12 protein-coding genes and 1 pseudogene are annotated in these 13239 nt (G+C 71.2%); 8 read left to right on the top strand and 5 right to left on the bottom strand.

Annotated features, from left to right (window positions below; translation table 11 throughout):
• The first annotated feature begins 7 nt into the window (after positions 1 to 7).
• Positions 8 to 100: an integrase core domain-containing protein gene (locus ACK4HH_RS12890; RefSeq protein WP_409652671.1), complete on the top strand. Its 93-nt coding sequence runs from the start codon at positions 8 to 10 to the stop codon at positions 98 to 100.
• A 22-nt stretch (positions 101 to 122) separates the two neighbouring features.
• Here the strand turns inward: ACK4HH_RS12890 and rsmI are convergent, their stop codons facing one another.
• Positions 123 to 941, bottom strand: coding sequence for a 16S rRNA (cytidine(1402)-2'-O)-methyltransferase (gene rsmI, locus ACK4HH_RS12885; protein ID WP_409652668.1), 819 nt, complete (start codon positions 939 to 941; stop codon positions 123 to 125).
• 389 nt (positions 942 to 1330) lie between these two features.
• On the opposite strand from rsmI, the gene ACK4HH_RS12880 reads away from it, so the two are divergent.
• The gene (locus ACK4HH_RS12880; RefSeq protein ID WP_409652666.1) at positions 1331 to 2896 is read left to right on the top strand and encodes a dolichyl-phosphate-mannose--protein mannosyltransferase; all 1566 of its coding nucleotides are present in this window, start codon (positions 1331 to 1333) and stop codon (positions 2894 to 2896) included.
• 72 nt (positions 2897 to 2968) lie between these two features.
• Here the strand turns inward: ACK4HH_RS12880 and ACK4HH_RS12875 are convergent, their stop codons facing one another.
• Positions 2969 to 4216, bottom strand: coding sequence for a DUF418 domain-containing protein (locus ACK4HH_RS12875; RefSeq protein WP_409652663.1), 1248 nt, complete (start codon positions 4214 to 4216; stop codon positions 2969 to 2971).
• Positions 4217 to 4378: 162 nt separating this feature from the next.
• On the opposite strand from ACK4HH_RS12875, the gene ACK4HH_RS12870 reads away from it, so the two are divergent.
• From ACK4HH_RS12870 to ACK4HH_RS12855, 4 genes are all read left to right on the top strand, one after another.
• Positions 4379 to 6181: a hypothetical protein gene (locus ACK4HH_RS12870; protein ID WP_409652661.1), complete on the top strand. Its 1803-nt coding sequence runs from the start codon at positions 4379 to 4381 to the stop codon at positions 6179 to 6181.
• Between the two features lie 44 nt (positions 6182 to 6225).
• Positions 6226 to 7521, top strand: a complete 1296-nt coding sequence (locus ACK4HH_RS12865) for an O-acetylhomoserine aminocarboxypropyltransferase/cysteine synthase family protein (protein WP_409652658.1) — start codon at positions 6226 to 6228, stop codon at positions 7519 to 7521.
• A 2-nt stretch (positions 7522 to 7523) separates the two neighbouring features.
• Positions 7524 to 8105, top strand: coding sequence for a CoA-binding protein (locus tag ACK4HH_RS12860; protein WP_409652655.1), 582 nt, complete (start codon positions 7524 to 7526; stop codon positions 8103 to 8105).
• Positions 8106 to 8183: 78 nt separating this feature from the next.
• Positions 8184 to 9377, top strand: a complete 1194-nt coding sequence (locus ACK4HH_RS12855) for a glycoside hydrolase family 5 protein (protein WP_409652652.1) — start codon at positions 8184 to 8186, stop codon at positions 9375 to 9377.
• A gap of 18 nt (positions 9378 to 9395) precedes the next feature.
• Here the strand turns inward: ACK4HH_RS12855 and ACK4HH_RS12850 are convergent, their stop codons facing one another.
• Genes ACK4HH_RS12850 through ACK4HH_RS12840 form a run of 3 tightly spaced genes read right to left on the bottom strand, consistent with a single transcriptional unit; the run spans position 9396 to position 12367 of the window.
• A complete protein-coding gene (locus tag ACK4HH_RS12850; protein WP_409652649.1) occupies positions 9396 to 10160 on the bottom strand; it encodes an FkbM family methyltransferase in 765 nt (254 codons plus the stop codon).
• A gap of 14 nt (positions 10161 to 10174) precedes the next feature.
• Positions 10175 to 11677, bottom strand: coding sequence for an adenosylhomocysteinase (gene ahcY / locus ACK4HH_RS12845; protein ID WP_409652647.1), 1503 nt, complete (start codon positions 11675 to 11677; stop codon positions 10175 to 10177).
• Between the two features lie 30 nt (positions 11678 to 11707).
• Positions 11708 to 12367, bottom strand: a complete 660-nt coding sequence (locus ACK4HH_RS12840) for a TetR/AcrR family transcriptional regulator (RefSeq protein ID WP_409652644.1) — start codon at positions 12365 to 12367, stop codon at positions 11708 to 11710.
• 165 nt (positions 12368 to 12532) lie between these two features.
• Between ACK4HH_RS12840 and ACK4HH_RS12835 the strand changes: the two genes are divergently transcribed.
• Positions 12533 to 12970: a DUF6326 family protein gene (locus tag ACK4HH_RS12835; RefSeq protein WP_409652642.1), complete on the top strand. Its 438-nt coding sequence runs from the start codon at positions 12533 to 12535 to the stop codon at positions 12968 to 12970.
• 7 nt (positions 12971 to 12977) lie between these two features.
• Positions 12978 to 13239, top strand: a pseudogene (locus ACK4HH_RS12830) (hypothetical protein); the annotation flags it as partial.

The raw sequence follows: 13239 nt of genomic DNA, 5'->3' as shown, positions 1-13239 counted from the left end.
TCGGACGGTGCTGCCAGAATGGGTGCGCTATTACAACACCCAGCGACCCCACGGCTCTCTCGGCCACAAGGCGCCCATGACCGTCCTCGCGGCGGCATGAACAACGTCACTGGGAACTACACCTAGGTCCCGCGTCGGGCAGCCAGGGCAGCCTCGTAGAGCTCGCGCGTGCCGAGCCCGGTCGCCGCGGCGACGGCCGCGGCGGCATCCTTGAGTCGTTCGCCCGCCGCGACGCGCGCCGCGACCTCGTCGATCGCCGATGGCAGGTTGCCCGACGCCGCCGGAGCGCCCTCGACGACGAGCACGATCTCGCCGCGCGCACCCTCGGCGAAGCGCTCGGCGAGCTCGGCGAGCGTGCCCCGCGCGACCTCTTCGAACTTCTTCGTGAGCTCGCGGCACACGGCACCGCGGCGCTCGGGCCCGAAGGCGTCGCGGGCGTCGGCGAGCGCCGCGGCGAGCCGGTGGGGCGACTCGAAGAACACGAGCGTGCGGGGCTCGGCGGCGAGCGCGCGCAAGGCGCTGGCCCGCCCCTTGCGCGGCAGAAAGCCCTCGAACGCGAACCGGTCGGTGGGCAGCCCGCTCAGCACGAGGGCGGTCAGCACGGCGCTCGGGCCGGGCAGGGCGGTCACGTCGACTCCGGCCGCGATCGCCGCCTCGACAAGCACATAGCCCGGATCACTCACGGCCGGCATTCCGGCGTCGGTCAGCACCAGCACGTCGGTGCCGCGCGCGAGCTCGACGAGCTCGGCCGACTTCTCGCGCTCGTTGTGCTCGTGCAGCGCGATGAGGCGCGGTCGGTTCTCGATACCGAGCGCGCGCATGAGATGTGCGGCCGTGCGAGTGTCCTCCGCCACGACGACCTCGGCGTTCTCGAGCGCCTCGATGAGCCGCCGGCTCGCGTCGCCGAGATTGCCGATGGGCGTCGCGGCGAGAACGATCATGCGCCCATCCTCCCACCGCGGTCCGTCAGTCCTCCGCGGCCTCGTGCCGTCGATTTCGTTGTGACTCTCGTCGTTTCCCCCGTCGCTTCCTCTGACGTCTGCCCCGCCGGGAGATATCGCCGTCAGGGCGCTTCAACGGATGCGGAACTTCATGAACACGATTCACAGAGTTCCGCATCCGTTGAAGCCTGCGGCCGGGCTCTGTGTCGGGAGGCGGTCGAGGGAACAGGTCAGAGCGGAGGGCAACGTCGCAAGGGTCACAACATTCGAGGGTCGAGGCTCGCGAGGGTCGAGGCTCGCGAGGGTCGAGGCTCGCGAGGGTCGACGCACTCGAGAGTCGGGCCTCGCGAGGAGCGGTCGCCCCAGCGCCCCCGGCCTACGATGAACGGGTGAACGATGCTCGGCGACGCGTGCTGCAGCTCGCCGTGCCGGCGGCCGTGCTCGGTCTGGCCGCCGCGACGCGGCTCATCGGCCTCGAGCAGCCGGGCGAGCTCGTCTTCGACGAGACCTACTACGTGAAAGACGCCGAGTCGCTGCGCCAACTCGGCTACGAAGGGCGCTGGCCCGAGGGCGCCGACGCGCTGTGGGCGGCTGGCACGCCCGGCAGCCCCAGCGAGCTCGCCTCGTTCGTGGCGCACCCGCCGCTCGGCAAGTGGGTCATCGCGCTCGGGCTCGCCGTGCTCGGCCCCGAGAACCCGGCCGGCTGGCGCCTCGGCACAGCCCTCGCGGGCATCGCCCTCGTCGGGCTCGTCATGCTGCTCGCTCACCTGCTGCTCGGCCGACTCGTGCTGACGGGCATCGCCGGGCTGCTCATCGCCGTCGACGGCAACGCCATCGTCATGAGCCGCGTGGCCCTGCTCGACGGCGTGCTCGCCCTGCTCGTCGTGCTGGCCGCGGTGCTCATCGTTCTCGACCGGCGGCAGGTGCGCGGCGAGCTCGATGAGTGGATGCTCGCCCGACGCTCGGCCGACCCCCCGCGCTCGACTGACTGGGGCCCGGCGCTCTGGGGCCGACCCTGGCTCGTCGCCGCCGGCATCGCCTTCGGACTCGCCGTCGGCGTCAAGTGGAGCGCCCTCTACCTGCTCGCGGCCTTTGCCCTGCTGACGGTCGCCGCCGACGCCGGCGAGCGTCGGCGCGCCGGGGTGGCCCTGTGGGCGAGCGGCACCCTGCTGCGGCAGGCTCCGATCTCGTTCGTGCTGATGATCCCCTCGGCCGCGGCCGCGCACCTGCTGACCTGGTGGGGGTGGTTCGCCACGACCGGGGGGTACGGGCGCACACGCGAGGTGACCGACGAGAATCGGCTGCCGGGCATCCTGGGCGGCCTGCCCGATGCCCTGCAGAACTGGTGGGAGTACCAGACCGCCATCTACGGGTACCACGTCGGCGTGACGGGCGGCCACAACTACGAGGCACCGGCGATCGGCTGGCCGCTGCTGCTGCGGCCCACATACATGCACTACCGCGACCTCGGCAACGGCTCGGCCGAGGCCATCACGGGCATTCCGAACCCGCTCATCTGGTGGGGGGCGGTGCTCGCGGTCATCGCGATCATCGTCGTGCTCGTGGTGCAGGCCGTGCTGCGGCGCCGCGGCGGCTCGCGGGCACTGCTGCCCGCGAGCGGTTGGGCGATCGCCGTCGTGCTCACGGGCGTCGGCGCCGGCTGGCTGCCGTGGCTGCTCTACCCCGAGCGCACGATGTTCTTCTTCTACACGATCGTCATCACGCCGTTCCTCGTGCTCGCCCTCACCATCGTGCTCGGGGCGCTGCTCGGCCCGAGCTCGCACCCGGATGGCGAGCCCGTCGACCCGGTGCGCCGCACGGCCGGACGGATCGTGGTCATCGGGGTGCTCGTCGTCATCGTCGCCGTGAGCGCGTTCTTCTTGCCGCTCTGGACGGGAGCGCCGACGCCGATCGACCAGATCCGGCTGCGGTACTGGATGCCGACGTGGATCTAGCCGCATGAACCGCGGCGTCGGCAACGTTCGGGGCGCCGCGTGAACCGCGGCGTCCACGGGCGCGGGCGGCGACTACCGCCTCCGGCCGTACACCGCCCGGCGCAGCAGCCATTCGGCGGGACCGGGGCGGTCGGCCGCCGCGAGCGCCCCCGCCAGCACGAGCGTGCCGAGCCACGTGATGACCGCGACCTGCGTGGCGACGGCGACGCTGGCGGTGCCCCCGAGGGCGAACCCGTAGGGCGCGAAGACGATGACGAAGACGAGCGACTGCAGCAGGTAGCCCGTGAGCGAGCGCTGGCCGAGAGCCGCGAGCACCCGGGCGATCGGGCCGGCGGGGCGGGCGCTGGTGCCGTCGACGCCGACTGCTGACGCGCGGCCCCCGACGATGAGCGCGATGAGAGCCACGGCGGCGCCGCCGCCGATCGCGCCCGTCGCTGCGTGCAGCATGGCCGCGAAGGGCTCGGCGATCGGCGACAGCTCGATGACCCCCGCCAGGGCGAGGGCGATCGGCAGCGCGCCGAGCACCGAGAGCGGCATGCCGATGCCGGCCACGAGCCCGAGGCTGCGGCGATGCCGCCACGGCTCTTCGAGCACGCGTCGGCGCGCCGCCCAGAGTCCGAGGATCATCGGGGCCAGCAGCCCGAGACCCCCGAAGGGCACCGAGAGCATGCCGAGCGTCCACTCCCCCGCGCGCGCGAGCACGGCCAGCGGGTAGCTCTCAGCGGCCGCCGAGCCGAAGAGCGCCGCCGTCGAGAGGCCGCCGCCGGGAATGCTCGAGAGCAGGCCGCTGAGCCCCTCGGCGATGCCCGCGAGCACGAGAAAGGCGAACGAGGCCCACCCGACGATCGCGAGCGTGCGGCCCGAGGCGCGGATCAGCAGCACGAAGGCGAGGCCGAGCAGACCGTAGGTACCGAGAATGTCGCCGAAGAACAGCAGCACACCGTGCGCGGCACCGAAGGCGATGAGCCACAGGTTGCGCCGCAGCAGCAGCTGGCGCGCGTCGGGCCACTCGGTGCCACGCTCGCTCTCGCGCAGCAGAATCTGGGTCAGCCCGTAGCCGAACAGCAGGGCGAAGAGCGGGTAGCTGCGGTTGTCGGCCAGCGTCGCGACGAGAGCGTTGACCCACGGATCCGCAGCCGCATCCGTGACCGGTTTGAACAGGATGCCGAGCTCGCGACCGTAGAGGAAGAACGGCACGTTCGCCACGGCGATGCCGAGCAGCACGAGGCCGCGCGCCACATCGGGCGCGAGCGCGCGGTCGGCGCGAGGCGTCGGAGCGAGGGCGGTCGGGCGGGGCGAGGGCTGATCATCCATCGTCATGAAGGCATCGTATTATTACTACATTCGGCGCGCAAGCCGACGGGAGGCCCCCATCCGCCGCGGGCCGCGTCACACGACCGTCACATATTCGTCATACCTGAAAGCCTCCATCGGAGGTAGCCTGACGACACCCGAAACCCGCTTCACCCGAAGGAAGCGACCATGCGCAACCCCCAGCGCTCCCGCACCCTCGCGCGCCCGCACTCCGGCGCGCGCCGCTCTCGCACCCTGACTGCCCTCGCCGCCAGCGGCACCGTGGTGGTGGCCGTCGCGCTCATGCTCGTCACGGGTCACGCCGCCGCGGCCGCGGGCGGGCTCACCGTGAACATCGGCGCCACCCAGGTCGGCCAGCAGTCGACCGTCACGGCCTCGGGCGGCAAGAGCGCCGAGGGCTCGCTCACCGTCGAACTGCGGCCGCCCGGCAACGGCTGGCGCGACGTCACGGGCTCGTGCAGCGGAACCGGGGTCGGCCAGACCGCCTGGTCGTGCACGCTCGTCGCCTCGGGCGAACGGCCCCTCGGCGACCACAAGGTGCGCGTGACCCAGGTGATCGACGGAGCACCGAACGTCGTCACCGCGCACTTCGTCGTCGTGCCGCCGCCCGCGCTCGCCGCACCCGCCGCGCCATCGCCGAGTCCCACCCCCACGACGACCACGACGCCGACACCGACACCGACGACGTCCGCGACGCCGACACCCACGCCGAGCGTCACCGTGAGCCCCCCGCAGCGGCCCGTGCCGATCGATCGGCCGGTCGTGCGCGACCCCGAGCGGCGCTCCCCCACCCCGCTGCCCGACCCGCCGACCCTCGCGCTGCCCGAACCGGCGCCCCCCGCGGCGCAGCCGGTCGTGCAACCCGAGGTCGAACTGCCGACCGAGTCGTTCGCCGCGCCCGACGACGTCTCGAGGGCCTTCGCGCCGTTCGAATCGATCGACCGCAACGATCCCGCGGCACCGAGCGCCTTGAGCGAGGGGTTGCCCGATGTCTGGCGCGACCCGCTTCGACTGCTCTACGCGGTCGGGCTCGGCGCCCTCTTCCTGCTGCTCGTCGCGATCCCCGCCGAAGTGCTCAACTCGACGCTCGAGGCGAACGCGCATCGCTGGCGCTGGATGTACGCCTGGGCGCTGCCGGCGGTCGAGCGCGTCTCGGCGTTCGTCAAGACGCTGCCATCGTGGGGATCGTCGGCGCCCGTCGTCATCGTGCTCACGAGCATCGCGTTCGGCTTCGCGGATCCGAACTTCGGCTTCGACCTCACGTCGCTGCGCCTCGTGGCCTCGCTCGCCATCGGCCTGCTGCTCGTCGTTCACGTACCCAGTGCGATCACCGCCCTGCTGCTCGGGCGGCGCTGGTCGGTTCCGAGTGCGATCATCACCCAGCCCGGTGCCATCATCATCGCGGTGCTCGGCGTTCTGGCCTCGCGCATGCTCGAGTTCAGTCCCGGGCTGCTGATCGGCCTCGTTCTCGGCATCGAGCTCGCGGCCGGCGCGCGCGCGATCGATCAGCGGCGCGCGATCGTGACGCGCATGATCGTGACGCTCGCCGTCTCCGTCACGGCCTGGATCGCCTACTCGGTGCTCGCCGGCGCGCTGTCGGGCAGTGATGAGACGTTCCTGTCGATCTTCGTCATCGAGACGCTCGTCGCCGCCGTGCACGAGGGCATCACGGGGCTGCTCGTCGCCCTGCTGCCCCTCGTGTTCCTCGACGGCAAGACGCTCTTCGACTCGTCGAAGCTCGCGTGGGTCGCCCTCGCCGGCCCGACCGCCATCGCCTTCGCGCTGCTCGTGCTGCCGACCTCCGACCGGCTCGCCCACGACGCCCCCGTCGTGCTCTGGCTGGGTGTGTTCATCGGCTTCTGCCTGACCGTCGCGGCCATCTGGGCGGCTTTCCGCGTTCTGGCGCTGCGCGAAGAGCGCGCGGCGGCGGCCTCGGCAGAACACGAGCCGGCGAAAGATTACGTCGCGTAACGCGCGGCCCGGCGCGACCGGACAAGCGCGGTTAGCCTGAGGCCATGGCCGACCGCGACTATGGATTCCGCACGCGCGCCGTGCACGCCGGCAACGTGCCCGACTCGGCGACGGGGGCGCGCGCGCTGCCGATCTACCAGTCGAGCGCCTTCGTGTTCGATTCGACCGAGGATGCCGCGGCCCGGTTCGCGCTGCAGAAGTACGGCAACATCTACAGTCGCCTCGCGAACCCGACGGTCGCGAGCTTCGAGGAGCGCGTCGCAAGCCTCGAGGGCGGACTCGGGGCGGTGGCCACCTCGAGCGGACTCAGCGCGCAGTTCGTCACCTTCGCCTCGCTCGCCGGAGCGGGCGACCACATCGTCGCCTCGTCGAACCTCTACGGCGGCTCGGTCACGCAGCTCGATGTGACGCTGCGGCGCTTCGGGGTCGAGACCACCTTCGTCGCGAGCGACGACCCGGCCGACTACGCCGCGGCGATCATCCCGGGCCGCACGAAGCTCGTCTTCGCCGAGACGATCGCCAACCCGAGCGGCGACATCGCCGACATCGCGGGTCTGGCCGACGTGGCGCATGCGGCGAGCATCCCCCTCGTCATCGATTCGACCATCGCTACGCCCTACCTGTGCCGCCCGATCGAGTGGGGCGCCGACATCGTCGTGCACTCGGCCACGAAGTTCTTGGGCGGGCACGGCACCACGCTCGGCGGCGTCGTCGTCGAGTCGGGGCGATTCGACTGGTCGAACCACACCTTTCCGCTGTTCGAGGAGACGGTCGCCCACTACGGCGGGCTCACCTGGTACGGCAATTTCGGCGAGTACGCCTTTCTCACCCGCCTGCGCGCCGAGCAGCTGCGCGACATCGGCCCGGCCCTCGCCCCGCACTCGGCCTTCCTGCTCGCGCAGGGCGTCGAGACGCTGCCGTACCGCATGCAGGCGCACGTCGACAACGCCCGCCGGGTCGCCGAATGGCTCGAGGCCGACCCGCGCATCGAGACCGTCAACTGGGCGGGCCTGCCCTCGCACCGCCACCACGCGCGCGCGCAGCAGTACCTGCCGATCGGGCCGAGCTCGGTGTTCGGCTTCGTCGTGACGGGCGGCCGCGCCGTCGGCCAGGGCCTCATCGAGAACGTGAACCTGGCGAGCCACCTCGCCAACATCGGCGACGCGAAGACGCTCATCATCCACCCCGCCTCGACGACGCACGCGCAGCTCACCGAGCAGCAGCTCGTCGACGGCGGCGTGCACCCCGGTCTCGTGCGCCTGTCGGTCGGCATCGAAGACGCCGACGACATCATCTTCGACCTCGACCAGGCGCTCGACGCCGCGCTGAAGGGAGCATGACGATGTCGGATGCGACCACGGCCGCCACCGCCACCGTCACCCTCGCCAACGGGCTCACCTGCGACATCCCGACGAGCTCGCCGCTCGCCAAGCTGCTGCGCTCGCAGCGCACGTGGGTGGGGCCTTCCGCGAAGGAGCGACTGGGCATCCTGCGCCGCGCGAAGAGCGTCGCGATCGTCGGCGCCTCGCCGAACCCGGCCCGATCGTCGTACTTCGTCGGCACCTACCTGCAGCAGTCGAGCGACTACCGCGTGTACTTCGTCAACCCGAACGCGACCGAGATCTTGGGCCAGCCCGCTTACCCCGATCTCGCCTCGCTGCCCGAAGTGCCCGACATCGTCGACGTGTTCCGCAAGGCCAGCGACATCCCCTCGGTCATCGACGACGCCCTCGCGGTCGGGGCGCCGACGGTGTGGGTGCAGCTCGGCATCTGGAACGAAGAAGCGGCGCGCTACGGCGAGAGCAAGGGCCTCACCGTCGTCATGGACCGCTGCATCAAGGTCGAGCACGCGCGCTTCCACGGCGGCCTGCACCTCATGGGCTTCGACACCGGCGTCATCTCGGCGAAAAAGCAGGTGCGCTAGCGGACTGTGATCCGGGATGCGGGGCTAGGGTCGCACCATGAGCCGTCGCGCAGCGTCCCGTTCTGGCGAGCTGATCGCATGATCGTGCGCCGACGCCGATCGCCTGTCGTGGTCGCGGTGGCCGTCGCCGGGCTCGCCGCGGCCGGTATCGTCGCCGCCGCGATCGCGGCGCCGGCCCTGTGGCCGAGCCCGGCGCGCGGACTGAACGCGGGGCTCGCATCCCTCACCCCCGACGCGCCGGTCGTCGCGGTGGCCGCATCGGAGATCGTTGATCGGCGCACGGGCGAGCGCTTGCAGCTCGTGGGAGCGAACTGGCCCGGTTTCGAGTACGCCTGCATTCAGGGCTGGGGCCTCAACGAGGGCGGTGCCACCGACGCCGCCGTCGCCGCGATGGTCGAGTGGGGCTTCACGGCCGTGCGGGTGCCGCTCAACCAGCAGTGCTGGTTCGACGACCGGCCTGCCGTCGCATTCGGCTCGGGCGAGCAGTACCGCGGCGCCGTGCGGGCCTGGGTCGAGCGGCTCACCGACGCGGGGCTCGTCGTCATTCTCGACCTGCACTGGAGCGCGCCCGCCCCGACCCTGGCCGACGGCCTGCGTCCGATGCCCGACGCCGACAGCCCCCGGTTCTGGACGGCCGTCGCGACCGAGTACCGCAAGCACCAGGGGGTGCTGTTCGACCTCTTCAACGAGCCGCACAGCCGCTACGACGCCGACCGCGAGCGGTGGGCGTTCACGCTCGACTGGTCGTGCTGGGCATCGGGGGGATGCGCGCCGCCGCTCGAGAACGACGTGAGCTCGCCGCTCTCGGGTCGCACCTACCCGGCCGTGGGAATGGCCGAGCTCGTCGCCGCCGTGCGCGCGACCGGGGCGAACCAGCCCCTGCTGCTGAGCGGCATCGACTATGCCAACGATCTGCGCGGGTGGAGCGAGGCAGCACCCGACGACGACCAGCTCATCGCGAGCCTGCACGCCTACCCGGGCAATCGCTGCGCCGACGAGTCGTGCTGGGCGGCCGAAGCGGCCGCCCTCGCCGAGCGCGTGCCCGTCGTGATGGCCGAGTTCGGGCAGAGCGACGGGGGCGACGACCACGTGCGCCGGGCCTTCACGTGGGCCGACGAGCACCTCTCGGGCGCGCTCGCCTGGGCGTGGTGGAGCATTCCCGCCGAGGAATCGGAGGCCAACGCCGCGTTCTCGCTCGTCGACGACGCGCTGCAGCCGCGATCGCCGTCGGGCACGGCGCTGCGCGAGCTGCTCGCCGCGCGCGAGCGCTGAGGGGATGCGCCGAACGGATCAGATGCGCGCGAGCGCCGCCTCGGTCGCGAAGAGGTAGTTGCGCGTGCCGAGCGTGACGGCCTCGGTGCGCACCCAGGACTCGCGCACCCACGTGTACATGCCGTACTCGGGCCACCGCCGCGCGATCTCGGCGACCACGCCCGCGGCGTCGTTGCCGTAGCGCGCGAGGTGGCGGTCTTCGATCTCGAGCAGAAGGCTCGGCAGGTCGCGCGTGATCGTGCGCGCGGCGCCTTCGAGCACCTGCGGCTCGAAGCCCTCGACATCGGCCTTGATGAACGTCACGTTCTCGATCTGCTGCTCGTCGACCCAGTCATCGATCGCCGTCGTGGGCGTGGGCCAGTGGCGCACGCGCTCGCCGGCGCGCTCGGGAGCGGCCCCGTCGGTCAGGTGAGCACGACCGTAGATCGGCAGCCCGAGCACGATAGGCAGCCGCATGGTCAGCTGGCCCTGCTCGCGCCCCGCGGCGCTCGCCTTCACCGTGATCTGCGGCGCCGAGAGCAGGCGCTTCCAGCGCCGCAGCGTGCTCTGCTGCCGCGGGTGGGGCTCGAACGAGTCGACGCGCCCACGCGGGCCCACGAGCCGCGCGAGCGGGATCGTGTACATGCCGTGCGCGGCGCCGATGTCGATCACGGCGTCACCGCCGGCGATGATGCGGCGCAGGCCGCGCAGCTCGGGCTCTGCCCACTTGATGCGGCTCGCGAGCATCATCGTCGCGTAGCCGAGGCGCAGCCGCGCCGTCGTGCCGTTCGTCATCTGCGTCATCGGATCGTCGACCGCTAGTAGCGGTAGTGATCGACCTTGAAGGGGCCGGCGGGATCCACGCCGATGTACTGAGCCTGCCGCGGCGTGAGCTCGGTGAGCTTGACGCCGAGGGCGTCGAGATGCAGGCGCGCGACCTTCTCGTCGAGCAGCTTGGGCAGCACGTAGACGCCGATCGGGTACTCGTCGAGCCGCGTGTGCAGCTCGAGCTGGGCGAGCACCTGGTTGGTGAACGAGGCGCTCATGACGAAGCTCGGGTGGCCCGTGGCGTTGCCGAGGTTCATGAGCCGGCCCTCGCTGAGAACGAGGATGCTGCGGCCGGTGGGCAGGCGCCACTCGTGCACCTGCGGCTTGATCTCGATGCGCTCGGCACCCGGCAGCGACTCGAGCCCCGCCATGTCGATCTCGTTGTCGAAGTGGCCGACGTTGGCGACGATCGCGAGGTGCTTGAGCGCCTGCAGCTGCTCGACCGTCACGACGTTCTCGTTGCCGGTCGCGGTGACGAGGATGTCGATGTCGCCGATGACGTCGTCGAGGCGGGCCACCTGGTAGCCGTCCATGGCCGCCTGCAGCGCGTTGATCGGGTCGATCTCGCTCACGATGACGCGGGCGCCCTGCCCGCGCAGCGCATCCGCCGAGCCCTTGCCCACGTCGCCGTAGCCGCACACGAAGACGGTCTTGCCGCCCATGAGCACGTCGGTCGCGCGGTTGAGGCCGTCGGGCAGCGAGTGGCGGATGCCGTACTTGTTGTCGAACTTCGACTTCGTGACCGAGTCGTTGACGTTGATGGCCGGGAAGAGCAGCTTGCCGTCGCGGTGCAGCTCGTAGAGGCGGTGAACGCCCGTCGTGGTCTCTTCGGTGACGCCCAGGATGCCCTGGCCCATGCGGGTCCAGCGCTGCGGGTCGCTCTGCAGCGAGTCGCGCAGCACATCGAGCACGACTCGCCACTCGTGGCTGTCGCCTTCGGCCGCCTCGGGCACGACGCCCGCCGCCTCGAACTCGGTGCCCTTGTGCACGAGCATCGTGGCGTCGCCGCCGTCGTCGAGGATGAGCGTGGGGCCCTGCGCCGCGCCGTTCTCATCCGTGCCGAAGTCGAAGATCTGCTGGGTCGCCCACCAGTATTCTTCGAGCGTCTCGCCCTTCCAGGCGAAGACCGGGGTGCCCTCGGGCTTCTCGGGCGTGCCGGTCGCACCGACGACGACCGCCGCGGCCGCCTCGTCTTGCGTCGAGAAGATGTTGCAGCTGGCCCAGCGCACCTCGGCGCCGAGGGCGCGCAGGGTCTCGATCAGCACCGCGGTCTGCACGGTCATGTGCAGCGAGCCCGCGATGCGAGCGCCCTTGAGCGGCTGGTGCGGCCCGAACTCGTCGCGCAGGCTCATGAGGCCCGGCATCTCGTGCTCGGCCAGGCGGATCTGGTGACGACCGGCTTCGGCGAGGCCGAGGTCGGCGACGCGGTACGCGACCCCGTTGCGGGTGTCGACGGAGAGGGCGGCGGGCCGCGCGGGGATGTCGATGCTCATGCCCACATTCTGTCAGCAAGAAGCCGGGAGTTACGCCGGGGAATCGGACCCTCTCAGCGGTTCGAGAGCGGCGAGAATGAGGTCGAGACCGAACATGAACTCCTGCCGCGGGTCGTACCCCGCGGCCATCAGACCTTCGGCCGATTCCCGCAAGTACGGAAACCGGTCAGCGGGCAGCTGCGGCAGGTACACGCTTGCGGTCATGTCGGCGAGCCCGTCGGCGGTCTCGAAGGGCAGGCTCGCTTCTTGTAGCGCGTGACCGTAGACGTAGCTGTTGAGCATCCAGTTGGCGTGCGTCGCCATCACGATCGAGAACCCGGCCCTTCTCAGGCACGCGGTGAACGCTTCGCGGTGGCGCAGGTTGGCCGGCCCGGGCGTCGTGCGCGACTCCATGAGGCCGATCGCCCACGGGTGCCGGGCGAGCACCGCGCGGGCCGAGATCGCCTGCTGCCGCATCGCCGCCTGCCAGTCGGGCTGCTCGGCGGGCAGCTCGATCTCGTCGAAGACGACGTCGATCATGGCGTCGAGCAGCTCGTCTTTGCTCGCGACGTAGTGGTAGAGCGACATCGCGCCCGCGCCGAGCTTGCTGGCCAGGCGGCGCATGCTCAGCCCCTCGACGCCCTCGCGGTCGGCGAGCCGGATCGCCTCGGCGACGACGCGGCTCGTGCTGAGCCCCGCGTCTGCGCTCACGTCTCTCGCCATCCCGCCGTCCCCTCCGCTCGATCGACCGACCGACTTGACAACCGTACAGCGTACGAGCAATAGTACAGCGTACGACGTACGGTGTACGACATGCGGCGTACGATCCGCGCCCGACCTCTCCCGGGCATCCGCTCACGACAGAAAGACGAACCGATGACCACCTCGACGACCCTCGACCCCGCACCACTCTCGGTGCGGGGCAAGCTCGCTGCCGCCTGGATGAGCCTGGTCTACCTCATCCTCTACATCGACTACTTCCACCTGTACCAGCCGGGCGAGATCGACTCCATTCGCAACGGCGTCATCTTCGAGTTCGCGATCAGCGGCGCGCTCATGAGCGTGTTCTTCGTGATCATCGCGATCCCGGGCCTCATGGTGCTGCTCTCGGCGGCACTGCCCGCGCGAGCGAACCGCATCACGAACCTCGTTGTCACGGCGCTCTACATTCCGATCATCATCGTCAACGTGGCAGGCACGACGGCCGACTACGTCGGCTACTACGTGCTCACCATCGGCGTCGAGCTGGCAATCATGGCGTACATCCTGCGCACCGCGGCGACCTGGCCCCGCGTCACCGCGGTCACGAAGTAGCGCTCGCATGGCCTCGATCTCGACGCCGATGAGGCCGGCACCCGCGCGGGCGCGCCCGCGCAGCGGGTGGCCGGCGGTGACCGGCCTGCTGCTGCTCAGCGCCCTCCCGATCCTGGGAGGCGTGCTGCGCCTGCAAGAACTGGGCACCGACCCCGCGAGCGCGCCCTCAGCCGCGCGCGCGGGGGTGATCGGGGCGCCCATCGTGGGCCTGTGCCTCTACTGCCAGCGCGGCGCGTTCCCGGTATCGACCCCGCTGCGCGGGCGGCGCG

Source organism: Microcella sp. (assembly GCF_046296455.1).
Lineage (GTDB): Bacteria > Actinomycetota > Actinomycetes > Actinomycetales > Microbacteriaceae > Microcella.
Note: the sequence above shows the minus strand (reverse complement) of the source record. Positions and strands in the feature narration are given on the sequence as shown.